This is a genomic window from Nocardia sp. TBRC8007 (assembly GCF_056629435.1).
In genome coordinates this window covers 16,178-39,784 of the sequence record NZ_JBWSOR010000006.1, presented here as the reverse complement: position 1 = coordinate 39,784, position 23,607 = coordinate 16,178, and the positions used below count along the sequence as shown (strand labels likewise).

The window sequence follows — 23,607 nt, the reverse complement described above, 5'->3', positions numbered from 1 at the left end:
AGTTCCTTTCCGGCCGAGATATTGATTACCTGGACCGTAGGCATCTGTCGCTGCTTGTAGAGCGGTCGTGCCGGAAATCGGGCGGCGTCATCGGAAAGGAACGAATCGGATGAGTGCGCAGCCCGAGTGGGATGAACGCGCGGTATTGACGGATCCACTGGCGTTCTCCCAGCGGCCGGTTCCGCCGGAAGACGATCCCTTCTACTTCCCGCCGCCCGTGATCGCGCACTTGCCCGCCGGTGCGGTTCTGCGCTCCCGCAGGGTGCAGATCGGCTTTTTCGGACTTGTTCCCCAACGTTTTTCGGCGTGGCAGCTGCTCTATCGAACCTGCGATCTCGATGGTGTGCCCGAGGTCGCGGTGACTACTGTGCTGCTGCCATGGGACGCCGATCCAGCTCAGCAGCGCCCGCTGGTCTCCTTTCACTGCGCGATCGATGCGATCGCCTCGAAATGCCTCCCTTCCTACGCCTTGCGGCGTGGCGCGCGGGCAGCGGGGTCGATTCCGCAGATCGAGCTACCGCTGATCGTCAATGCGCTGGCTCGGGGCTGGGCGGTATCGGTTCCGGATCATGGTGGAACCGCAGGACGTTTCGGCGTCGCCAGGGAGCCGGGATATCGAGCGCTCGATGCCGTCCGGGCCTGTCTCGCTTTCGCTCCGCTCGGGCTGACAGCGACGACACCTATTGGGTTATGGGGCTATTCGGGCGGTGGATTGGCTACGGCCTGGGCGGCGGAAATGGCCACAGAGTACGCGCCCGAACTGAATATCGTCGGCGCGGTCGCAGGATCGCCGGTCGGTAATCCAGTCGCAGCGTTCGTCCGGCTCAACGGCACCGTGTTCGCTGGGTTCGCCGCAGTTTTTACCGCAGGGTTGCGGCGCGGGTATCCAGAACTGGATCGTCTGCTGCGTTCGCACTTGGACGCCCGATACCTGGACTGGCTGGCCGCTACTGAGACAACCGCGACATTCCCGCTCCTGTACCGTTTCGCCCGGCGCGATATCGATAAACACAGTCGAGCCGGTCTCGACGCCCTGCTCGCTCACCCCGCGCTGCGGCGCGTTCTCGACGACATTCATCCCGGCCACCGCACTCCCGCTATGCCCATGTTGGTGTTGCAGGGCGTATACGACGAGGTGATCGCGGTCGAAGATATCGATGCCCATGTTGCACGCTATGCGGAAGCAGGCGGTCACGTGCACTATTTGCGTGACCGGCTCAGTACCCACCTGTTACTGCAATTCCTGGCGTTGCCGGTCATGATCGATTGGCTCGCGGCGCGCTTCGATAGTCATGAGTTGCCCCCAGCGGGCACCGAGACGGTATGGTCGCTCGCTCTTGTCAGAACAGCGCTACCCGGTCATCTGCGCTCCACTGCCTTGCTCGTCCGGATGTGGCTCGGTTTGCCCATTCGCGCCTCCCGCCCTTTGGCGACACCGCGCTTCGTCTCGCACCTGAGGTCCCTCCTTCCGACCTGGCGCAATCCGTTGTCCTGATCCAGCCCTGTTGGGTTGTCTTGATCCAGCCCTGCTGGGGATGCGGGTGGTCGTGTTGCTTGCCGGGAATTGACTATTACGCTGATAGCTATCATGGATTTCTGTCTACCAGCAGCTCAGATCGGTAATTTTATATTTATTTCTCGTTTGCTGTACGGGTGACTGGGTATTTCCTTACATCGTGCCGACCCCCGGATCCAGGAACCGGAGGTGCAACGAATCGAGGTCCGTGGACGGGCTGGAGAGGACGTGTACGTGACCGACCGCGTACCAGAGAATGTCCCGCTACGGCGCTCTGTGGCGGCCTCGGCCATGGGCAATGCTACCGAGTGGTTCGATTACGGTGTCTACGCCGCCACTGCGACTTACCTCACCCACGCTTTCTTTCCCGGTGCCTTGGGCACGCTCGGCACCATGCTCGGGTTTGCCGTCTCGTTCGTGCTCCGGCCGCTCGGCGGGATGGTGTGGGGGCCGCTCGGCGACCGGATCGGCCGCAAGGCCGTATTGGCCGTCACAATCCTGCTCATGGCCGCTGCTACCGGCGCTATCGGCCTGTTGCCGACCCATGCGACTGTCGGTGTACTCGCGCCGACTCTGCTCATTGCTCTCCGGGTGGTGCAAGGGTTTTCCGCCGGTGGTGAGTATGGCGGTGCCGCAACATATCTGGCTGAGTGCGCCGATGACCGCAAACGGGGGTTCATCGGCAGCTTTCTGGAGTTCGGCACGCTCGCCGGCTTCGTCGGCGGTTCCGCGACGGTGCTGGTCTGTCAGCTCGTGCTCGGCTCGGAGGGCATGGAGAGCTGGGGCTGGCGCATTCCGTTCCTGATAGCCGTCCCGCTCGGTGCGATCGGCTGGTATTTGCGGGGAAAGCTGGACGAGAGTCCCGTCTTCAGCGAAGTCGCGAAGCGGGAACACCCGCCCGGTGGCCTGCGCGCGGTATTGACCACCTACCGGCGCGAGATGCTCACTCTCGCGGGGTTGGTCGTCGCGCTCAATGTGGTGAACTATACTTTGTTGACCTATCAACCTACCTATCTGCAGAACACGCTCGGCATGGGTGAGTCGACCACCACCGCGATGATGCTGGTCGGACAGTTGGTGATGATGCTGGTGTTGCCGTTTTTCGGTCGGTTGTCCGACCGTGTCGGTCGCCGTCCGCTGTGGTTGTTCTCGCTGGTAGGTCTCGCGGTGCTCGCGGTGCCGATGTATTGGTTGATGGGTCGGGGCACCGGTTGGGCGATTATCGGCTTCATTGTGCTCGGGCTGTGTTACGTGCCGCAGTTGTCCACTATCAGCTCCACTTTTCCCGCTATCTTCCCGACTCATGTTCGCTACGCGGGTTTCGCCCTGGCCTACAATTTCTCCACCGCTGTCTTCGGTGGCACCGCGCCGCTGATCAACGAGGCTGTGATCGAAGCGACCGGTTGGGCTCTGTTCCCTGCGGTCTATATGATCGGCGCTGCTCTGATCGGCCTGATCGCTTGGAGCTTCCTGCGGGAAACTGTGGGAACCTCCCTGCGCGGTACCGTAGTCCCGGACGCAGGCGGGGCGGTTCCGGCCCACTTCGCGACAGAGTTCTCCACTCGCGGATAGGGTTCGGTGGGTAGCACGACGCACGATGCGTCGCAGGACGTTTCGATATCCACGCCGCCCCTTCGCAGTGGCTCGGCACGGAAACATCTCGCCTGATCGTCGCCACGAGAACGCGACACGAGCGCAAGCAGCAGGTCGTTATCGCACAAGGCGATACGGTAAACGAAGAACACTCTCGCGTATCAGCTCGTAACCCTCGATGAGCAGGAGAACGTGATGACTGATCTTCAACCGTTCTATCAGCAAGTACAGGCGCATTACGATCTGTCCAACGAGTTCTACGCACTGTTTCTCGACCCGTCGATGACCTACAGTTGCGCCTATTTCGAGAGCGCGGATATGACGCTCGAACAAGCACAGCGCGCCAAGATCGATCTGGCGCTCGGCAAGCTCGATCTGTGGCCGGGAATGACTCTGCTCGATATCGGGTGCGGGTGGGGCGCGACGATGTTGCGTGCCGTCACGGAGTACGGGGTCAAGGTCATCGGGCTCACACTCAGCCGTAATCAGTACGATTATGTCCAGGAGCTGATCGACCGGGAAGGTCTTACCGGTGTCGAGATCAGACAGCAGGGGTGGGAGGAATACGATGACGATGCCGACCGGATCGTGAGTATCGGTGCGTTCGAGCATTTCCGGCGGGAGCGTTATGCGGCGTTCTTCGATCGGTGTCGTCGGATACTTCCGCCGGAAGGCCGGATGCTTCTGCACACTATTATCGGCTACACGCTCAAAGACATGCATCGCATGAACATTCCTGTCACCCGCGACGACGCGCTGTTCCACATCTTCATCAAGCGGGAAATCTTCCCCGGCGGACAGCTGCCGCAGCCCGCCGAGATCACTCGGCTGGCCGGAAGTGCCGGACTCGGCACGGAGCGCATCCAGGAACTGCGGCCCCATTATGTACGCACACTCGATTGCTGGGCCGAGGCACTGCGGTCGCATCGTGCAGAGGCGATCGCTTTCGCGTCCGAGGAAGTCTACGACCGGTATCTGAAGTATCTGACCGGTTCCGCGGAGCAATTCCGTGCGGGCCGTATCAACGTCATGCAGTTCACCATGGTGAAGTGAGTGCCAGAGGGGTCGCGGGAGCGTTCGTCCGCACAGAGGAACGCCCAGGTGTCCGGCTCCACTAGGAATGTCCGGCTCTACTAGGAAACAGTCGGGTGCTGGCCTGGCGGTACTCGGTGGACAACTCGATTGCGCCTGCGACGTCCGCTCGGACTGCGCGCAGGCGTGGTCCGTGGTGGTGCCTGCTGTTGTCTGTTGCGGTAGTGATCGACGCGTGCGTGGTGTTGTCATCGGATCGCTGCGCCGCGATATCCCTGATATGAAGGGTGCCAGACATATCAACAGCGCAGGCCGTTCGGTGCGGTGCGGTCATCGATGTGCGCGATTGTGCACCGATGACGGGCTCGGCGCCGTGCTCGCCGCCGACCACACATTGCTGCATTGGCGAGCCATGCGGATGCTCGGTGACCGCGGGCTGGCGGAACAGGCGGTACAGGAAACGTTGTTGCGCGCTTGGCGTTCGTGCGCGCAGTTCGATGAGACCAGAGGTTCGGTTCGGACCTGGCTACTGGCGATCGAGCGCAATATTCTCAACGATCTGCTCCGTGCCTGCGTTGCGCGACCGGGGGATTCCGGCTGGGATGAGATCAGCGAACTCGCCGATTCCCGCCATGCGAACCCCGATTTCTCCGACGGTCTGGTCGACGATTTACTGGTGGCACAGCTACTGGCATCGCTCCCTATCGCGCAGCGGGCGGCTGTGCGCGAGGTGATCCTACGTGGACGCGCCTACCAGGAGGTCGCTGATGATTTCGGCGTTCCGGTCGGCACGGTGAAGACTCGAGTACATTACGGTCTGCAATCTTTGCGCAAACTTCCACAGTGTGCCTGACGGAACTGCGCCGCTGATGCTGGCACACTGCAGTAGCTCCCCTTGCTGTGCTGAGACGCGTGTTGTCGAAGTTGACTATCGAGTTTGGTGTCACAAGTGGGAAGGGAGGGGCGCTCCGCCTTGGAGGGCCGACCGCATATGAAGCCGAGCATCGTCAGGATTGGGCTCTGTGTCGCCGTTACTGCCGTGGTAGCGGGAATTTTTTCCGGTGCGATCCCGGTCACCGCGCAGGCTACACCGAGTGTATTCGACGCAGAGAACACGCTTGTGGGTAAGACCGTATTCCTCGACCCTGGACATCAGGGGCCGAACCATTCCGAAGTTCTGGCCAAGCCGGTCAGCGATGGCCGAGGTGGTGCCAAGGATTGTCAGACCACTGGGATGACCACGTTGAACGGCGTTCCGGAACACACCATCACCTGGAGCGTCGCCCAGTTGGTCAAGGCCGCGCTGGAAGGTCTCGGCGCATATGTCGTGCTGAGTCGTCAGGACGACTTCGGCTGGGGTGGATGTATCGACGACCGGGCGCATGCGGCGAACCGGTCGCGCGCCGATGTCGCCGTGAGTATCCATGCTGACAGTGCGCCCGCGCAGTATCACGGTTTCCATCTGATCGTTCCTGAGCTGCCTATCCCGAACGCACCTATCGACCGAGTCCAGTCCGGATCAGGCCGTGCTGCATCGAAGGCGGTGCGCGACGCATACCAGAAGGCGGGTTTCGTCTCGGCGAACTACGGCGGTGTGGTGGACGGGCTGCAGATCCGCAGGGATGTCGCCGGACCCGCGCTGACCACGGTTCCTGTCGTTTTTCTCGAGATGGGCAACGGCGGCAATCCCGTGGACGCGGCGCTGTTGGAAACACCGGAAGGGCAACTCCAGCATGCGATCGCGCTGACGACCGGGTTGGTCGGCTATCTGCTGGATACCTCGCCGCCGGAAAGAGCATCAGATCGATCCCCGGTGCAGACCAGCCCGCAACCGGGCACATCATCCGATGGATCGGCGGTGGAGCAGAGCGATCCGCAGGCGAATCCGGGAACACCGCAGACTCCGCTGCTTCCAGATGTGCCGCAAGGGACGGCTCCGACCGACCCCGAGGCACAGGTTGTGCCAGAAATGCGGCAATTGCCGAGCGTACCGAACGAGCAGATGGAAGCCGGGACGCTGGCGGAGCTACTCGAGCCGTTGGCGACATTGCTCGGCATGGACAGCGCCACTCTCACCACGGAGCTGGTCAACTTCGCCTACACCCTGGCAAGCATGCTGCTCGCTCCCTCGAAGTAGCCTAGAAGTAGCTAAAAGGCAGAACGGCCTGCGCACTGAATATGCCTGTCGCTAGCGGCGTCACGCCGAGGGGCAGTATCCGGATGTCCAGTAGGTCGTGTGGCGCAGTAGGGTGAGCGGAATGGTCGACCGGATTCCTGTTCTGCTCGTCGCGGGATTTCTCGGTGCGGGGAAGACCACCATGCTCAACCACTTGCTACGGGACAATCGGGGAACTCGAATCGGGGTGGTGGTCAATGACTTCGGGGCGATCAATATCGATTCGATGCTGGTTGCCGGCCAGGTCGACGCCATGGTTTCGCTCGGCAACGGTTGTGTATGTTGCGCGGTCGATGTCACCGAGCTCGACGAGTTGTTCACTCGGCTCGCGCAGCCGCGCGCCAAGATCGATGTGATCGTCGTAGAGGCCAGCGGCCTGGCCGAACCGCGCAATCTCATCCGGATGGTTATCGGCAGCGACAATCCGCGCATCCGCTACGGCGGTTTGGTCGAAGTGGTCGATGCTGAACAGTTTCCAGCAAGTAGCACGCGCCATCCGGAGCTGATCACGCACCTGCGGCTGGCCGATCTGGTAGTGGTGAACAAAGCCGATCGGGTACTGCAGGGGCAACTGGCCCAGTTGCGGGCGGATATCGGCGCGCTTGTCGGCCCGGTGCCGGTGTATGCGACGACGCACGGCCGGATCGATCCTGGGCTGCTGTTCGATCAGTCGGTACGTGGGATACTCCAGGAACCCGAGCAATTGAGTTTCGACGACCTGCTCACCGAGCACGACCGCGACGAAGCCGGGCATCGTCATCTGCATGATGATTACACCAGTGTCTCGTTCCGCAGTGGGTCGGCGCTGGATCCGCGCAAACTGATCGGTTTTCTGGAAGATCCGCCTCCGGGGTTGTTACGCGTCAAGGGATTCGTCGCTTTCGGCGTCGCGAACGAACGCAGAAAGTTCGTCGTGCACATGGTCGGCCGCCATATCGTCTTCGAACCGGGCAGTTGGTCGCGAGGTGAACGCCGCGGCACATGTGTGGTGCTCATCGGGGTCGGTTTGCATGCCGAGACTGCTCTGGCCCGGTTACGCGACATCGTGCATGATGCCGCCGATCCGCTCGATTCATCGAGCATGCTCGGTGTTTGGCGCTATACACCCCATTGAGCGTATCGGGACTCCGTTGGGCAGCTTATCCGCAGGCATTCACCCATTCGGACAGACCGTCGGCGAACAATTGCCGTTTCCAGATCGGAACATCGTGTTTGATCCGATCCACCAGTTCCGCGCAGGCCGTAAAGGCCTCGTCGCGGTGGGCTGCCGCCACCGCGACGACGATCGCGTGATCGCCGATGGTGAGCGCGCCGACCCGATGCACTGCGGCAACCGGCAGTCCGTGCCTGGTGGCCAGTTCCGCGCAGATGGTGCGCAGGAAACGTTCGGCTTGTGGGTGCGCGGAGTACTCCAGGGCCGAAACCGCCTGTCCACCATCATGATCACGGACCTTTCCCGTGAACACCACAGTTGCGCCATAGTGCGGCCCTGTCACTGCGGTTTCGACCTCGGCGGGGTCGAGTGGGTGATCGCTGATTCGAGCGAGACGGACCATAGTTTCAGTCGTCGCCATGATCGCCACCTCCGGTTGCTTGGGCGAGCAGATGATCGAGCAGCGGTTCCAACACCGCGATGCCGTCTCTGACACCGCCGGGCGAACCGGGCAAGTTCACGATCACCGAACGGCCTGCGAGCCCGGCCACCCCGCGGCTCAGTGCGGCGAGCGGGAATGTAGCGGTGCCACGTTGCCTGATAGCTTCGGCCACGCCGGGTAGTTCGCGATCCAGCACGGCAAGGGTCGCTTCGGGGGTCGAGTCGGTGGGAGAGGGGCCGGTTCCGCCGGTGCTGATCACTAGTGCCGGCTCGAAGCGCAATGCGTCGGACAGGCCGAGCGCGATCTTCGCGTCAGCGTAGATCAGCGGACCTCGCACTGAGAAGCCGAGTCCGGCAAGCCATTCAGTGAGGACAGTCCCGGTGGTATCGGTGCGGGTGCCCGCCGCGGCACCGGTAGAAGCGACCAGCACCACGGCCGAGCGGTCGACCCGGTCGAATTCAGGTTCGGCCTCTGGTGCCGGTTCTCCGGCGGCACTGGACGAGTGGGCTTCGCCAGCGTGCCGAATCGGTGTCTGTTGCTCGGTGTTCGTCTTGCGTGTCCAGTGCCCGCTTTTACCGCCTTCTTTGGTGAGTAATCGCACCTCGGTGAGCATTGCCGCTGGGTCGACCGCCTTCACCATGTCGTGCAGGGTGAGACCGGCGACGGTGACCGCGGTGAGTGCCTCCATCTCGACACCGGTCGGTCCCTTGGTTTTCACGGTGGCCTCGATCGTGATCGCGGTGTCGGTGAAACCGAATTCGATCCGTACCGAGGAGAGCGCCAGCTGATGACACAGCGGGATGAGCTCCGAGGTCTTCTTCGCTCCGCCGATGCCTGCGATGCGAGCAGTGGACAGCACATCCGCCTTCGGCAGATCATCTGCTCGCACCAATGCGACTACCTCGGTCGTAGTGTGCAATTCACCCGCCGCGACAGCGATCCGGGTGGTATCGCTTTTCGCGCTCACATCGACCATGTGGGCGCGACCTTCGTGGTCGATATGGGACAACTCGCTCATAGTGACCACACTCGCACAGGCGTGCCCACTGGCAGTGCGGTGACCTCGGCGGGCACATCGATCAGCGCATCGGCCCACGCCATGCCTGCCACCAGATGCGAGCCAGGTCCGGATACCACCTCGACAGCCTCCGGAGGCCAGTGCGATGTAGTCGCTTCCCCTGGCCGGGCGTGGCTCAGTTTGCCGCGCAGGAACTGCCGCTTCCCCGCCGGGGAGTGCGATACGGCGGTGCGCAGCGGAAGCTGATAGTGGTCTACCTCGGGCAGACCGGCGAGGCGCCGCAGGATCGGGCGGGCGAATATCTCGAACGACACCATTGTGCTCACCGGGTTGCCGGGGAAACTGAGCACCGGCACTCCGGCTACGACAGTAAGCCCCTGCGGGCCGCCTGGCTGCATCGCTACCGAACCGAACTGTCCGCCGAGCGGCTCGAGTACATGCTTGACCACTTCGAAGTCACCCTTGGACACGCCGCCGGAGGTGAATACCACATCAGCTGTCTTGGTCGCGGCGGACAGCAGCGTGAGAAAACGTGCCGGATCGTCGGTACTGTGCGTGACCGAGACGACATCGACCCCGTTCGCGGCGAGCGCGGCTGCCAAGGCGACGCCGTTGGAATCGTAGATCTGTCCGGGACGCAGGGCGTTTCCCGCGGCGACCAGTTCGTCACCGGTAGTGATGACCGCACCGCGGACCGCGCGAAACATCGGTACCGTCGACAGGCCGACTGCGGCGAGGGCCGCGATGTGCCGCGGCGCCAAGGCAGTTCCCGCATGGACGAGCAGATCACCGGCTCGTACATCGGTGCCTGGTTCACGAACGAATTCTCCTGCGCTACAGCGTCGTAGGACGGTCACCTCGGAGTCGGCGGTGCGGGTGTCCTCCACTGGGACCACGCAGTCCGCGCCGAGCGGGAGCAGGGCACCGGTCATCACCTTTATCGCCGCCTCCCGAGGTAGCGGCGGGGGACTCGCAGCGCCCGCGGCGACTACGCCGACCAGTGGCAGCGTGACCGGTGCGTCCGCTACCGCCTCGGAGCGGACCGCATACCCGTCCATCGCGGAGTTCCGGAACACCGGCAGGTCTATCGGCGACCGGATGTCCTCGGTCAGCTGGCTGCCCAGTGCCCGTGACAGCGCGACAGACTCGACCGTGCGGGCGGCCAGCGGGCGTAATAGTTGCTCGATGCTGTCCCGGTAATCGTCGACGGTCCTGGCCGAGATGCTCGCGGGCCGAGGTTTCATGCGAGTCAGCCTAGCGCCCTCTCCAGGGAACTCTCTGTTTCCACCACTACTTTACTGCTTCGGATTCGTTCCGGTGAATTGTTGCCCTGGTCGTGGCCATGACGGGTGAGCTCACTCTCCGGGCAGGAAGGTGGTGAGCTTCCTGGTGGGCCTGGCGGATTCACGGATTCGGAGAAGACGGTCATAATAGGCAGGTGACTCGGGTCGAGATAGGGATTCCCGCTGTGCGTTCCGGGCGTCCTTCGCTGGACGGCCGCCCCGACACTCCGTTCCTACTGGATCGTTTCGGGCGCGTCGCCCGGGACCTACGTGTCTCCATTACCGAGAAGTGCTCGCTGCGCTGCACCTATTGCATGCCAGAAGAGGGTCTGCCGGAGATTCCTCGGGAGGAACTGCTCACGGCGGACGAGATTGTCAGGTTGGTGCGGCTCGCGGTGTGCGAACTGGGGGTGAGTGAGGTCCGTTTCACCGGAGGCGAGCCATTGCTACGCCACGACCTGGAACACATTATCGCGGGCTGTCATGCTCAGGTGCCGCATGTCCCGCTAGCCATGACGACCAATGGCGTCGGACTGGCGCACCGTGTTCATGCACTCGTCGCCGCCGGTTTGCACCGGGTGAATGTGTCGCTGGACACGGTTGACCGGGCCGGTTTCGCGCGGTTGACTCGGCGCGACCGCCTCGAGTCCGTGCTCGCTGGTATCCGCGCCGCCCGGGACGCCGGGTTGGCTCCGGTCAAAGTCAACGCCGTGTTGATGCGCCCGACCCTTTCTGGTGCGTCGGAGTTGTTGCGTTGGTGCCTGGATCAAGGCTGCGAGCTGCGGTTCATCGAGGAGATGCCGCTCGATGCTGACCATGAGTGGGCCCGAGACAGCATGGTTACCGCCGCCGAGCTGCTCGAAGTGCTCGGAGCTCGGTTCGAGCTCACTGCGGCGGGACGGGCCGATCCGGCGGCGCCCGCGGAGAGATGGCTGGTGGACGGGGGGCCGGGCACTGTCGGCATCATCGCGACGGTGACGCGCAAGTTCTGCGACACGTGCGACCGCACCCGGCTCACCGCCGATGGCATGCTACGTTCCTGTTTGTTCAGCGATCAGGAGTTCGATCTGCGCCAAGCGCTGCGTTCCGGCGCAGACGACGCGGAGCTCGCCACCCTCTGGCGTGGTGCGATGTGGAACAAGTGGGCGGGCCATGGCATCGACGCCGAGGGCTTTGTCCCTCCGGAGCGGACGATGGGAGCTATCGGTGGTTGAGATCCGCTATTTCGCCGCGATCGCCGACGCTGTAGGCAAGGCAGGAGAGACCCTCGACTTCCCAGCAGGCGCCACGGTGGCGGATCTACGTGCCGCGTTGTCGGCCACCTACGGACCGGATGTAGACAAGATGCTCTCGGTATGTGCCTATCTGATCGGTGACGAGCTCACCCGTAACCCAGAGTTCGCGCTGAGCGCTAGAGTGGATGTCCTTCCACCGTTCGCGGGCGGATGAGCCGCCTGCGAACGGGCTGAACAAGTGAACAAGTCAGGACCGCCACCAGGTGTCCAGCGGCGTCACCGGGACGGTTCGCTTGTGCCGGGTACCCGAGTAGATGGATTCGATCTTGGCCGCGACTTCCGCTGTGACCTCCCTGTTTTCCAGGTAATCGTCGATCTCGGTATAGCGCATTCCGAGGGCCTCCTCGTCGGGCAGGGCGGGCCGGTCGTCCTCCAGATCCGCGGTGGGGATCTTGGACCAGATGCCTGCCGGTGCGCCGAGCTCCTGTAGTAGCGCCGCGCCTTGGCGCTTGGTGAGCCCGGTGAGTGGGGTCAGGTCGACACCGCCGTCACCGTACTTGGTGAAGAAACCGGTGACCGCCTCCGCCGCGTGATCGGTACCGACCACCAGCAGGTTTTCCTGCCCGGCCAACGCGTACTGGATGACCATGCGTTCGCGTGCCTTGATATTGCCGCGCACGAAGTCGCGCAGCGTGTCCATTCGCAATGCGGCTGCCGTCTCCGTAGCCGCCGCGTTCGTGCTGGGTCGCACATCCACCGCGATCTGGCGGTCCGGCTGGATGAAGTTCAGCGCGATCTGCGCGTCGGCCTCATCAGCCTGCACACCGTAGGGCAACCGTACGGCGAGAAACGTCGCCTCCTTTCCGTCTGCGCGCAGTTGTTCGACCGCGAGCTGGCAAAGCCTTCCGGCGAGAGCGCTGTCCTGTCCACCACTGATGCCGAGAACGAAACCCCTTGCCGGAGTGGCGTTAAGATACTCCACGAGGAAATCGATCCGGCGCCGCACCTCGATCTTCGGTTCGATCGTTGGCTGGACGCCCAGTTCCTTGATGATCAGTTCGCGCACACTCCGCATGGCGCCGGAGTCTACTGGTGATTCAGCCGATGACCACGTGCCGGACGATGTGTTCCTGCCCTGATCGTCGTCGACCTGTTCGTTGGTGTGGCTCTGAAACGGCATCGGTGCGTGACCGGTGCCGAGGCAGGCATTGTCGGCCGCGTGTCGGCGAGGGTTCAGCGTTACCGGTGTGGCCGTTGATCGCGATGTGTGAACTGGTCGAGGCCACTCGCATCGGGCCGGCTTCCATGTATGCTTCCTCTCCGGTCTCGTGCGCTGCCCGCCTCGGCGGGGTGGCGGGATTCGTGCGCATCAGTCGGTTTGCTAAAAATTAGCTATACGACGTGTTTGTGATATGGAGCACTGTTCTATCTGGGGTGAATCGAGTTTCCTGGTACTTCTCCCGGTGAAATTTCGTTGTGGTGACTCGCTACATGTCGTGTTGGATGAATCTGTCTGCCACTAGGTGTAGTGTCTTCGATACTGGAAGACGGCGAGGGATTCGCTCGGCGCACGTCGGCCAATCGGAGAATTCGAGTCCGGATCCGAAAGTTTGCGCAGCATGCCTCGGATCATGCATCGCATGGGATCACAGGCTGTGGATCAGGCACTAGGAGAGAGGGATGTCAATGACTGTCACCGTGTACACCAAGCCCGCGTGTGTCCAATGCAACGCCACCTACAAGGCTCTCGACAAAGCTGGGGTGGACTACCGGGTCATCGATATCTCCGAGAACGACGAGGCGCGTGATTACGTCCTGGCCCTCGGGTATCTACAGGCGCCGGTCGTGGTGGCGGGGACGGACCACTGGTCCGGCTTCCGGCCCGACCGCATCAAGTCGCTCGCGACTGTGGCGGCGTGACCGCTTCCGGCTCGTCCGCGGGACGAGCCCGAGAGATCCGGCGCGAGCGCTGCTGAGCGGAGGGAGCTGATCATGGCGAAGTCTGCGTCGCTGGTCTACTTCTCCAGCGCTTCGGGGAATACCCATCGTTTCGTCGAGAAGCTGGGTCTCCCGGCCACTCGCATACCACTGCGTATCGCGGACTCCTTGCGCGCAGATCGGCCGTATGTGCTGATCGTCCCGACCTACGGGGGCGGCCGACACGTTCTGGGGGGCGCACGCTCCGAGAAGGACTTCCTGCCCCGGCAGGTCGCCGAGTTCCTCAACGACCCGGCCAACCGCGCTTTGCTGCGCGGTGTCATCGCCGCGGGCAATACGAATTTCGGTGAGACCTACTGCTACGCGGGCGAGCTGATCGCGCGTAAGTGCGGGGTGCCGTACTTGTATCGCTTCGAACTCATGGGAACTGCTGAGGACGTCGAACGCGTCCGAGAGGGATTGGGATTGTTTTGGCAACAGCAACGACAGCACCGGCCGGAAAAACAGCTCGCTTAGAGCAACCTCCGGTCCGCAGTGCCGAGGCGGGCGAGGCGCTGGACTACCACGCCCTCAACGCGATGCTGAACCTGTACGGTCCGGACGGCGAGATCCAGTTCGACAAGGACAGGGAGGCCACCCATCAATACTTCCTACAACATGTCAACCAGAACACCGTCTTCTTCCACAACCTGGACGAGAAGCTGGACTACCTGATCAGCGAGAACTACTACGAGCCAGAGGTGCTCGAGCAGTACAGCCGCGTATTCATCAAGAAGCTGTTCAAGCAGGCCTATGCCAAGAAATTCCGGTTCCCGACCTTCCTCGGCGCGTTCAAGTACTACACCTCGTACACACTGAAAACCTTCGACGGCAAGCGCTACCTGGAGCGGTTCGAGGACCGGGTATGTATGGTCGCGCTCACCCTCGCCGCAGGCAACGAGGTGTTGGCGACCCAACTGGTCGACGAGATCATCGACGGCCGGTTCCAGCCGGCCACCCCGACCTTCCTGAACTCGGGTAAGAAGCAGCGCGGCGAGCCGGTGTCTTGTTTCCTCCTTCGCATCGAGGACAATATGGAGTCCATCGGGCGCTCGATCAACTCCGCGCTGCAGCTGTCCAAGCGTGGTGGTGGTGTCGCGTTGCTGCTCAGCAACATTCGCGAGCACGGCGCGCCGATCAAGAAGATCGAGAACCAGAGTTCGGGCGTCATCCCGATCATGAAGCTGCTGGAGGACTCGTTCTCCTACGCCAACCAGCTCGGCGCGCGCCAGGGTGCGGGTGCGGTCTACCTGCACGCGCACCACCCGGATATCTACCGGTTCCTGGACACCAAGCGGGAGAACGCAGACGAGAAGATCCGCATCAAGACCCTCTCGATGGGCGTGGTGATCCCGGACATCACCTTCGAACTGGCCAAGAAGAACGAGGATATGTATCTGTTCTCGCCCTACGATGTGGAACGCATCTACGGTAAGCCGTTCGCCGATATCGATATCACCGAGAAATATCATGAGATGGTCGACGACAAGCGTATCCGCAAGTCGAAGATCAAGGCGCGGGAATTCTTCCAGACCATCGCAGAGCTGCAGTTCGAGTCCGGCTATCCGTACATCATGTTCGAAGACACGGTGAACCGGACCAACCCGATCGAGGGTAAGATCACGCACTCCAATCTGTGCTCAGAGATCCTGCAGGTGTCTACGCCATCGGAGTTCAACGCTGATTTGTCTTACGCCAAGGTCGGCAAGGACATCTCCTGCAACCTCGGCTCGCTGAACATCGCCAAGACCATGGACTCACCCGACCTCGCCCAGACCATCGAGGTGGCTATCCGGGCGCTGACCGCGGTGTCGGACCAGACCCACATCAACTCGGTTCCTTCGATCGAGCAGGGCAACAATTCTTCGCACGCCATCGGCCTCGGACAAATGAACCTACACGGTTACCTGGCGCGCGAGCGCATCCATTACGGGTCAGAAGAGGGCATCGACTTCACCGATATCTACTTCTACGCCGTTGTCTACCACGCGATCCAGGCATCGAACCGGATCGCGATCGAGCGCGGACGCTACTTCGGCGGCTTTCCCGAATCGAAGTATGCCAGCGGCGAGTACTTCGACAAGTACACCGATCAGGTGTGGGAGCCGAAGACGGATCGGGTCCGGCAGCTGTTCGCAGACGCGGGCATACACATCCCGACTCAGGACGACTGGCGTGAGCTGAAAGCTTCGGTCATGGCGCACGGCATCTACAACCAGAATCTGCAAGCGGTGCCGCCGACCGGCTCTATCTCCTATATCAACCACTCCACCAGCTCTATTCACCCGGTGGCATCGAAGATCGAGATCCGCAAGGAGGGCAAGATCGGGCGTGTCTACTACCCGGCGCCCTATATGACCAACGACAACCTCGAATATTACGAGGACGCCTATGAGATCGGCTACGAGAAGATCATCGACACCTATGCTGCGGCCACCCAGCACGTGGACCAGGGGCTGTCGCTGACGCTGTTCTTCAAGGACTCCGCCACCACCCGTGACGTCAACCGCGCCCAGATCTACGCCTGGCGCAAGGGGATCAAGACCCTCTACTACATCCGTTTGCGCCAAATGGCTTTGGAGGGAACCGAAGTCGAGGGTTGCGTGTCCTGCATGCTGTGATTTCGGCTGTGTTCTCGGCCGCGCGGGCGCGGCGGGTTCGCGGTCCTTGGAGTTTCGCGGCCGAGTGATCGAGACTTGCGCCTTCGGCGCGTGCGCTTCGATCACTCGGCCGCGAACGGTCGCTCCGAAGGGGCGGGGTTGTGGTGTCCGGACGGTACTTGGTGATTATGGTTTTGTCAGGCGTGGCTCGAGTCGGCTTTCGAGGGGTGATTCCGGGGGCGGGTTCTTCTCGGTTCGTGTTCGGCTGATCGGCTTCGGTCGAGCGATCGCGACATGGGCGGTTCAGTATCGCTACGGGAATTTATTGTGCGGGAATAAGTTTCGGACCACTCGGGTCCGGGATGAGTACTGTCTGAGGGGTGAGGTCAGGGAGATGCTTCATACTCAGAAACTTTTGGTCGAAAGGCCATTCTACAACCTGTACCGGTTTGCCGTCCGCGAAGAAGAGGTATAAGCCCCCTGGCACATGATCATCATCGATGGCTAGTGGTTCGGGCCAGTTCTTCCAGCAAATCTGATTTTTGTTCGTTTGTGTTTGCTTGTACAGCTTCTCGGCAGTTGTCGGCAAGAATACATCGACCATGCGATCCCAGTTGTCGTTCCAGCCGGCTGTTCGGGTGACCTCACCGAGGGTGACCGGGGCCGAACCCTGCGCTGCCGTGCGTGATGCCTCATCGAAATCTATGGCAGAGCCGAGCGGTTCCTTGTTGCTTCTGAAGTTGAAAATATTCGTTTCACAGGGTTCTGTGTCCGGTTGATTCGCGAAGCAGCTGCTCAGCATTGGCACCATTGCGGTAGCGACGATGAGGGACCTGATTTTCATAGTTCTTTCACCTCTTCCCAGGTAGTGCCACGCCGCCTCCGGACTGGATTTTGGTTTGACCGGGTTGAACCGCATTGCTCCACGTAACCTGTGGAGTGGTGTGTTCGTCCGGAGCGGTGAGCATGATCGCCTTCCCATCCTGAATAGCCTCGGCAATTTTGGTTCGCAGCTGCTCGGGGGTGGCGTCCGGATTTTCCTGGGCAATCGTTCTGCCGAGTTCGTCGTTATACAGATCCATCGCCTCTCGCGCGGGTGGATTACCGGCTCTTCCGAGTCCGAACGCGATGCTGCCGATGTGTTTGACGATGCGGTTGTAGCCCTCGCTGCGGGCGTTCGACAGCCCGGTGGTGATGGCGGCGATCATCGGTTCCTGCCATTGTTCGATGGTCTGGGCGAGGTCGTGGATCTCGGGAACTTTGGTGTCGGCGCAGAAGGTGTAGAAATGGTGCAGCGCAGTGCGGATCTCGTAGCCGAGACCGCCACGGTCGGTGCAGGCCGGCACGTCTCGTAGCAGTTCCTTGGCGATCCACGCGGCGAAGATGTCCCCGTTCGGGTCGGCGGTATCGAGGGCCGCGATCAGGCGGGTGTGTTGGTCGCTGGTGAGTCGTTCGGCGCCGCGCAGCAGTCGGCGGCGGTTGATCCACTCCGGGTCGGCTTTGCGCGGCCGCGGCGGCCACGGCAGGCCCAGGTAACGCGGCGGCGTACCACCTCGATCATGTGATTCGCGCGTTTGACCAGGTGAAACCGGTCCACGATCAGCTGTGCGTGTGGTAGCGCTTCGCGGGCGGCCTTGGCGTAGACGACCGACATGTCGATCGCCACGTGGGTGATCTGCTCACGCCAGTCGCCGCTGCGTTCGCCGATCCAGTCGGTGACCGGTTTTGCGCAACGGCCGTTGACCTGCACCAGCAGCCCGCCGGGGCCGGTGATGTCGACCAGACCGGTGTCGAACCGGTCGATCCACACGCGTGTGCCGGTGTGGGGATCTGTTTCGTATTTCGCTTTACCCCGTCGTGTTTCATCGATGCCGAGCACGGTCACCGGTTGCGGTTCGCCGGCCAAGACCACATCGGCGAGGCGGGCCGGCGCGGTGTGACAGGTGTTCCAGCTGCGTCCGTAGGCCACCGCGACTGCCGATACCGACCGCATGTCGTCGAGTACGGCGTGGGCCATCTCGGTCTTGGCGCGAGCGGTGATCCGGGCGCGCGGCGGGATCTGCGGCACCGATTCGGTGAACGTCTTACGGTCACAGGAAGTGTTGGTGCACAACCATTTCTGCTTGTTCCACTCGATCACGGGGCGATCCGGCCCGAGCTTGATGTCCCGGGGACGGGTCGTCACCCAACCTCGCGAACGAGGTGACCGGGTACCGCAGGCCGGGCACAGCCCGACCCACTGCGGTGCGGTCCGAACCCGCACCACCCGGCCCTGGTCAGGATCGACGACGACGGTCTCGACGATGATGCCGCCGAGACCGAGCAGCAATGAACTACTGTTGGACACGCTCGCGCCTTTGTTGCTGGATGCGTAGAGAACACCCAGTCCACAAGGGCGCGAGCCCCTTCTCTGTCACCGACACGCACGTCGTCAGTCACACCAGACCCCCACCAAGTTCGAAGAGCCCATAAGACACCCTCTTATTTCAGGCATCAGAGGTGAGAACGTCGGTGATTCGACTATCGGCAGGGGGACGGGGTGGCTGTGCTCAACCGCTTGCCGCATATGAGCCACCTGACACCTCCATGGTCATCTTCCGGAACTCAATAGCCGCGCGGCCACGAGGTGATCTTTTCCGCATTGGACGTTCGATCGCTACATGTCGGTCCGACCGACTAGTGTCGTACGGCTCGGCGGAACTGGATTCCCGTCCTGCCTACGATTATGCAGTGGCCCGTACCCCGACGTGGCCGTGGTGAGTGGATTGGAGGTTGTTCGTGACTGACGGCAGTTACCGCTTGTCTTTCACGACGGGCGGGTTGCTGCGCACAGAAGCGGTTGCGATTGCAGGGCTGTTGGTCAGGGTGCCCGATGCCGCGACTGCACGTGCGAAGGCAGTCGAATCGAACCTCGTTCAACAACGTACTACGGCATCGACCGTGCGGCTGACGCGTGAAGTCGTGCAACGGCTCGGCGAACTCCCTCCGACAGGCGTGGAACTGGTTGCGCACGGATCGGTCGACGATTCACGGCAGCTGATGTGGCTGGCGGCATGCCTGCGCTACCGCTTCCTGCGCGACTTCGGCCGGGAGGTAGTCCGCGACCGACTGGTGTCGGGGCGCGGCATCGTTAGCTATGCCGATTTCGACACCTTCTGGAACCTGCAGTCATCCTGGGTGGACGCGCTTCGGGACGCGACCGCCTCCACAAGAGTCAAGTTGCGTCAGAACACGTTCCGTATGCTGCGAGAGGCCGGACTGCTCGACAACGAAGATCGGGTACTGCCGAAAAATCCCGCGCCGGAAGTGTCGGCAGTAGTCGCTGCCGTAGGTGACCAACTCCTGCTGAGTTTCCCGATCCACGATGCACAGGTGGCCGCGTTCGCCGGCCGGGACGGAACACGATGACCACTCCACTGTCGGATGAGCTGCCGCTCACGACTCGATTTGAACTCGCGTACCGGGTAATGCGGTCGCCGGGCTTCCTCGGGATGAAGGGGCAGATCGGCGAGGTTCCCTACTTCGTACTGGCGTATCGGCCGTCCGACGAGCCGAACGTCGTCGGTGAACACCGTCGTCTGGTTACGCGGCTGCGCAAGGACGGCATCGAGGTCTGTGTCATCGATCTGTGGCGCGCGGCGACCGAATTGTGGTCCGAGACCGGACAATGGGCGCAGATCCTCGAACAGGAACCCGCACTGCCGAAGGAGATGTTCGGCGAGAGTGTCGGCAACGTGATCTCACCGCAGGAGCACCTGTCACCCTTCGTCACCCGGATCGTCGGGGAACAGCAGCCACGGCCGCAGGTCGTCATGCTGTCGAACGTCGGTCGACTGTACCCGCTGGTACGTGCGCACACCGTTCTCAACACCCTGCAACCCCTGCTGGCCGACCTACCCGTGGTTCTGGTGTTCCCGGGCACCTACCGGCAGTCACCCACGCAGGGGTCATCGCTGGTCCTGTTCGATCGGCTCACTGATGACGATTACTACCGCGCTTTCGATCTACTGGAATTGGAGCAGTCCTGATGCACATTGAGCAGATCCTCGCGAACGACATCGATCGGCCGCTCGATGGTGTCGTCAAGGCCTCGGGTTCCGCTCAGCTCGAGACCGAAGTGCGCGAGTACGTCGTCACCGATGAAGTGGCGAAGCACCTGACCGACCTGCTCGAGGCGTACACGCACCCGGGCGAACCGGAGTCCAACGGCGTGTGGATCGCCGGTTTCTTCGGCTCCGGTAAGTCGCATCTGCTCAAGATGCTGGCATATCTGCTCGGTGATGTGGACGGCGCCGGGATCGCTAGGACGAAGGTGGTCGGCGCCTTCCTCGACAAGGTGCCCGCACACGAGGCGATCCTGCGGGGAGCGCTGGAACGCTCCGCAGCGATCCGGCCCGGTCGCTGCTCTTCAATATCGACGAGAAGGTCGACAAGAACGAGAAGAACCAACCCGACGCGCTGCTGAAGGTATTCGTGCAGGTCTTCTACGAGGCTGCCGGCTATTTCGGCAAGACCCCGTACATCGCTCGTTTCGAGCGAGATCTCGCCGGGCAGGGTGTGTTCGATCGGTTCAAGGAGGCGTTCGCGGGTATCCACGGAAAGCCGTGGGAGCAGGGACGCGAGCTCGCGGTTATCGTCGAGCCCGCAGTGGAGAAGGCGTACGCGGAAGCTACCGGCGTGTCGCTCGAGCGCCCACTGACGGCCTACCGGGAGAACTACAGCGTGTCGATCGAGTCCTTCGCAGAAGAGGTCGCGGAGTGGCTCGACAAACAGCCCGGATCGCCGGCCAGGGTGGGCTTCTACGTGGACGAGATCGGCCAGTTCATCGGCCAGAACACGAAGCTGATGCTGAGCTTGCAGACCATCGCCGAGTCTCTCTACGTCAAGTGCCGAGGCCGTGCGTGGGTGATGGTGACTTCGCAGGAGGTCATGGATTCGATCATCGGAGACCGCACCAAGGAGCAGCAGCAGGACTTCTCGAAGATCCAGGCGCGCTTCGCGATTCAGCTGAAACTGGATTCGAAGAACGTGCGTGAGGTGGTCTCCAAGCGCCTGCTCGAAAAGACCCGGGACGGGGCCACCCGGCTCGGTGTGGTCTACGCGGCCAACGAGGACCGTTTCCGTTCGCTGTTCGCCTTCCAGGACCAGCGGACTTACAAGAACTACTCGACGGTCGAGGACTTCGTCGGTACTTACCCGTTTGTCGACTACCAGTTCGAACTCTTCCACGACGCGATGCGGGGATTGTCGGACTTCAATGCCTTCACCGGCCGACACGCATCAGTGGGTGAGAGATCACTGCTCGGCGTGACAAGAGATATCGGGTCGGTGATGAAGGCAGCCGACGTCGGTGCACTGGCCACGTTCGACATGTTCTACGACGGCATCGAGAAGTCGGTGAACGCATCCGTCAAACAGAACGTCGCCACCGCGGCCCGGAACTTGGATGGGCCGGACACGGACCTAGCACTGCGCGTGCTCAAGGCACTGCTGATGACCAAGTACATCGAGCAGTTCGAGGCCACCCCGCAGTCCTTGTCGGTGCTGCTCACACCGGCGATCGAGACGAACGTCGCGGCACTCCACGAGGACATCGAGCGGGCCCTGCGGCTGCTCGAGTCCAATACCTACGTCCAGCGCACCGGCTCGACCTACGCCTACCTCACCAACGAGGAACAGGATGTCGAGAAGGCGATCAAGAACCACGAGCGCAACGAATCCGCGATCAGAAAGCTGCTCAACGAAGAGATCGTGAACGCGTCGGGTGTCGGAGCGAAGGTGCGGCATGAGGCCACGGGTGTCGATCTGGGCCTGGAACGGATGCTCGACGGCGAGCGGCAGGGGCGCTCGGAGGAGTTGAGCGTGCGCTTCGTCACCCCTTACAGCGGGCACGCGCTCGAGGACGTCAAACACCATTCGGTCGGCCATGCCGGGGCGGTGTTCGTGGTGCTCGACCTGAGCCAGCGCACCCGCGATGACATCGACCTGTATGTGCGGACCCGTGATTACGTGCAGCTGCAGATGAAATCGACGTTGCCGGAGTCTCGTAGGCGGATTCTGGACTCCCACCAGCGCGCCAATGTGGAACGCCAGCGCGAGGTGCTCGGTGAGATCCGGAAAGCCGTCGCAACTGCGGATCTGGTGCACAACGGCAGCATGCTCGATATCGGCGGCGGGCAGGCGAAGGGCCGTGTGCAGGCAGCGCTGCAGGTGGCCATCGAGTCCCGGTACACGCGGATCAACGAAGCGCGGGGAATTTCCACGCTCAAGGAGACCGATCTCGGGCGGATCCTCCGAGACGAGGCCACCCTCGATCTCGACGTCACATCGACGCTCGACACCCTCGCCGGGTCGATCGTTGTGTCCGTTCGCAACGCGAAGGTGCGCCAGACCGCATCGACAGTCGGCTCCCTCGTGGACGACTTCGCCCGCCCGCCGTTCGGTTGGTCGATGACGACTGTCCTGGCCGCGATCGCGCACGGGACGAAGACCGGTTCTGTGCGATTGAAACTCGACAGCCGGCTTCTGGTGCGCACCGAGATCGCCGAGGAGCTGCGCAGCACCAAGAAGCACCGCCTGATTGCGGTGGAGGAAGTACGTGCACAGGATCCGGCGAAGGTGCGCAAACTCCAGGCGTTCCTGAACGAATACCGCGACACCTCCGAAATTCCCTCTACACCAGAGGAATTGGTGAGCCGCGTGCGGGCAGCGCTCGGTGAGGACGCGGCCGAACTCGACAACTGGGTGAGGCTTCCATACCCGTTCGGCGCAGCCGTAGCTGACGCTTCAGCTGTCATCCGGTCCGCGATAGGCAACGATGAGGACTGGTACCTCGGCGGCTTCCTGGTTGACTCCGACGAGCTGCTCGACCTCAAGGAAAACGTGCTGGACCCGATCCGCGGCTTCCTACGCGGACAGCAGAGAGGCATCGTCGACGATGCCCGCATGTTCCTGGAACGTCGTGGCGCCGAGGTCGACGACGTCGATAGCAGCGATGTCGACGCCCTGCGGTCCGCACTCGACAATCCCACGTTCTACCGAGGTGTCCCGCAGATCAAGCAGCTGCATCTACGTCTGGTCCAGCGCCTCGATGCTGTGGTTACCTCCGATCGGGACGCGTTGCGGAGCCTCGTCGAGGAACGCCTGGAATCGCTGCTGCGGGAGCAGGTGTTCCGCGACTCCACGGACAAGGCGCAGGAGCAGGCCCGAAACGGGCTGCGATCCGTTCTGGACGGCCTCGGGTCACATACGACCCGGGGGCAGGTGGCACTGGCACGAAGGTCGTTCGATACCGCCTACCAGTCGGCGATCGAGGTGCTGATCAACTCGCCCGCGGCGGAGCAGGAGGACCCAACAGAAGCTGAGCGGGAAGGCGGGCACATCCCCACCAACGTCGATGGCGGCGGACCGACCAGGTCGAAGAGCACTGTGAAGTCGACGGTGCGGCTGAGCGCGGTCGCGGTCGCGGGTGTTCCAGCAATGCTCACCAGACCTGACCAGGTCGACCTGTATGTGCAGCGACTGCGGGCCGGCTTGCTGGCCGCACTCGACGACGGAAAGACGATCGTCCTGTGACCCGTGC

21 protein-coding genes and 1 pseudogene are annotated in these 23,607 nt (G+C 62.4%); 15 read left to right on the top strand and 7 right to left on the bottom strand.

Translation table 11 applies throughout. The features are described 5' to 3' along the window. The first annotated feature begins 109 nt into the window (after positions 1-109). The 6 genes from ACX4ZE_RS08565 (at position 110) to ACX4ZE_RS08540 (ending at position 7,431) form a co-directional block, all read left to right on the top strand. Positions 110-1,495, top strand: coding sequence for a lipase family protein (locus tag ACX4ZE_RS08565; RefSeq protein ID WP_480272791.1), 1,386 nt, complete (start codon positions 110-112; stop codon positions 1,493-1,495). Positions 1,496-1,807: 312 nt separating this feature from the next. After that, positions 1,808-3,088 (top strand): MFS transporter, encoded by a 1,281-nt coding sequence (locus ACX4ZE_RS08560; RefSeq protein WP_480272901.1) that lies wholly within the window; start codon positions 1,808-1,810, stop codon positions 3,086-3,088. Positions 3,089-3,304: 216 nt separating this feature from the next. Further along, positions 3,305-4,162, top strand: a complete 858-nt coding sequence (locus tag ACX4ZE_RS08555; RefSeq protein ID WP_480272790.1) for a cyclopropane mycolic acid synthase family methyltransferase — start codon at positions 3,305-3,307, stop codon at positions 4,160-4,162. Between the two features lie 214 nt (positions 4,163-4,376). Continuing rightward, positions 4,377-4,994, top strand: a complete 618-nt coding sequence (locus tag ACX4ZE_RS08550) for a sigma-70 family RNA polymerase sigma factor (RefSeq protein WP_480272789.1) — start codon at positions 4,377-4,379, stop codon at positions 4,992-4,994. A 138-nt stretch (positions 4,995-5,132) separates the two neighbouring features. Further along, complete coding sequence (locus tag ACX4ZE_RS08545) at positions 5,133-6,278, top strand: N-acetylmuramoyl-L-alanine amidase (RefSeq protein ID WP_480272788.1); 1,146 nt, start codon at positions 5,133-5,135, stop codon at positions 6,276-6,278. Positions 6,279-6,399: 121 nt separating this feature from the next. After that, positions 6,400-7,431: a CobW family GTP-binding protein gene (locus ACX4ZE_RS08540; protein ID WP_480272787.1), complete on the top strand. Its 1,032-nt coding sequence runs from the start codon at positions 6,400-6,402 to the stop codon at positions 7,429-7,431. A 25-nt stretch (positions 7,432-7,456) separates the two neighbouring features. Here the strand turns inward: ACX4ZE_RS08540 and ACX4ZE_RS08535 are convergent, their stop codons facing one another. Genes ACX4ZE_RS08535 through ACX4ZE_RS08525 form a run of 3 tightly spaced genes read right to left on the bottom strand, consistent with a single transcriptional unit; the run spans position 7,457 to position 10,174 of the window. Further along, positions 7,457-7,891 carry a molybdenum cofactor biosynthesis protein MoaE gene (locus tag ACX4ZE_RS08535; protein WP_480272786.1) on the bottom strand — a complete coding sequence of 145 codons (435 nt, stop codon included), beginning with the start codon at positions 7,889-7,891 and terminating at the stop codon, positions 7,457-7,459. Beyond that, a complete protein-coding gene (gene moaCB / locus ACX4ZE_RS08530; RefSeq protein WP_480272785.1) occupies positions 7,878-8,930 on the bottom strand; it encodes a bifunctional molybdenum cofactor biosynthesis protein MoaC/MoaB in 1,053 nt (350 codons plus the stop codon). The genes ACX4ZE_RS08535 and moaCB overlap by 14 nt, the downstream gene beginning before the upstream one ends. Continuing rightward, positions 8,927-10,174, bottom strand: a complete 1,248-nt coding sequence (locus ACX4ZE_RS08525; protein WP_480272784.1) for a molybdopterin molybdotransferase MoeA — start codon at positions 10,172-10,174, stop codon at positions 8,927-8,929. The genes moaCB and ACX4ZE_RS08525 overlap by 4 nt, the downstream gene beginning before the upstream one ends. A gap of 194 nt (positions 10,175-10,368) precedes the next feature. Between ACX4ZE_RS08525 and moaA the strand changes: the two genes are divergently transcribed. Continuing rightward, positions 10,369-11,427, top strand: coding sequence for a GTP 3',8-cyclase MoaA (gene moaA / locus ACX4ZE_RS08520; protein WP_480272783.1), 1,059 nt, complete (start codon positions 10,369-10,371; stop codon positions 11,425-11,427). After that, positions 11,420-11,662 carry a MoaD/ThiS family protein gene (locus ACX4ZE_RS08515; RefSeq protein ID WP_480272782.1) on the top strand — a complete coding sequence of 81 codons (243 nt, stop codon included), beginning with the start codon at positions 11,420-11,422 and terminating at the stop codon, positions 11,660-11,662. Before moaA ends, ACX4ZE_RS08515 begins: the two co-directional genes overlap by 8 nt. Positions 11,663-11,695: 33 nt before the next feature. Here ACX4ZE_RS08515 and nadE read toward each other — a convergent pair whose 3' ends face one another. Beyond that, positions 11,696-12,523, bottom strand: coding sequence for an ammonia-dependent NAD(+) synthetase (nadE, locus tag ACX4ZE_RS08510; RefSeq protein ID WP_480272781.1), 828 nt, complete (start codon positions 12,521-12,523; stop codon positions 11,696-11,698). Between the two features lie 611 nt (positions 12,524-13,134). Here nadE and nrdH point away from each other — a divergent pair. From nrdH to nrdE, 3 genes are all read left to right on the top strand, one after another. Beyond that, entirely contained in the window at positions 13,135-13,368 is a 234-nt protein-coding gene (gene nrdH / locus ACX4ZE_RS08505) for a glutaredoxin-like protein NrdH (protein WP_480272900.1), read from the top strand. Positions 13,369-13,440: 72 nt separating this feature from the next. Beyond that, positions 13,441-13,902, top strand: coding sequence for a class Ib ribonucleoside-diphosphate reductase assembly flavoprotein NrdI (gene nrdI / locus ACX4ZE_RS08500; RefSeq protein ID WP_480272780.1), 462 nt, complete (start codon positions 13,441-13,443; stop codon positions 13,900-13,902). A gap of 62 nt (positions 13,903-13,964) precedes the next feature. Further along, positions 13,965-16,046 (top strand): class 1b ribonucleoside-diphosphate reductase subunit alpha, encoded by a 2,082-nt coding sequence (nrdE, locus tag ACX4ZE_RS08495; RefSeq protein WP_480272899.1) that lies wholly within the window; start codon positions 13,965-13,967, stop codon positions 16,044-16,046. Between the two features lie 301 nt (positions 16,047-16,347). Here nrdE and ACX4ZE_RS08490 read toward each other — a convergent pair whose 3' ends face one another. The 3 genes and pseudogenes from ACX4ZE_RS08490 to ACX4ZE_RS08480 form a co-directional block, all read right to left on the bottom strand. Next, a complete protein-coding gene (locus ACX4ZE_RS08490) occupies positions 16,348-16,869 on the bottom strand; it encodes a hypothetical protein (RefSeq protein WP_480272905.1) in 522 nt (173 codons plus the stop codon). A gap of 7 nt (positions 16,870-16,876) precedes the next feature. After that, positions 16,877-17,107, bottom strand: coding sequence for a hypothetical protein (locus ACX4ZE_RS08485; protein ID WP_480272898.1), 231 nt, complete (start codon positions 17,105-17,107; stop codon positions 16,877-16,879). Beyond that, positions 17,098-18,416: pseudogene (locus ACX4ZE_RS08480) on the bottom strand (ISL3 family transposase); the annotation flags it as partial. The pseudogene ACX4ZE_RS08480 and the gene ACX4ZE_RS08485, both read right to left, overlap by 10 nt. Before the next feature lie 387 nt (positions 18,417-18,803). Here ACX4ZE_RS08480 and ACX4ZE_RS08475 point away from each other — a divergent pair. From ACX4ZE_RS08475 to brxC, 4 genes are read left to right on the top strand one after another with little or no spacing between them, the layout of a single operon-like run. Further along, complete coding sequence (locus ACX4ZE_RS08475) at positions 18,804-19,433, top strand: DUF1819 family protein (protein WP_480272779.1); 630 nt, start codon at positions 18,804-18,806, stop codon at positions 19,431-19,433. Then, entirely contained in the window at positions 19,430-20,053 is a 624-nt protein-coding gene (locus ACX4ZE_RS08470) for a DUF1788 domain-containing protein (RefSeq protein ID WP_480272778.1), read from the top strand. The genes ACX4ZE_RS08475 and ACX4ZE_RS08470 overlap by 4 nt, the downstream gene beginning before the upstream one ends. Next, on the top strand, positions 20,053-20,490 hold the full coding sequence (locus ACX4ZE_RS08465; protein ID WP_480272777.1) for a DUF6079 family protein: 438 nt from the start codon (positions 20,053-20,055) through the stop codon (positions 20,488-20,490). The genes ACX4ZE_RS08470 and ACX4ZE_RS08465 overlap by 1 nt, the downstream gene beginning before the upstream one ends. Further along, positions 20,427-23,600 (top strand): BREX system P-loop protein BrxC, encoded by a 3,174-nt coding sequence (gene brxC, locus ACX4ZE_RS08460; protein ID WP_480272897.1) that lies wholly within the window; start codon positions 20,427-20,429, stop codon positions 23,598-23,600. Before ACX4ZE_RS08465 ends, brxC begins: the two co-directional genes overlap by 64 nt. The last annotated feature ends 7 nt before the right edge of the window (positions 23,601-23,607 follow it).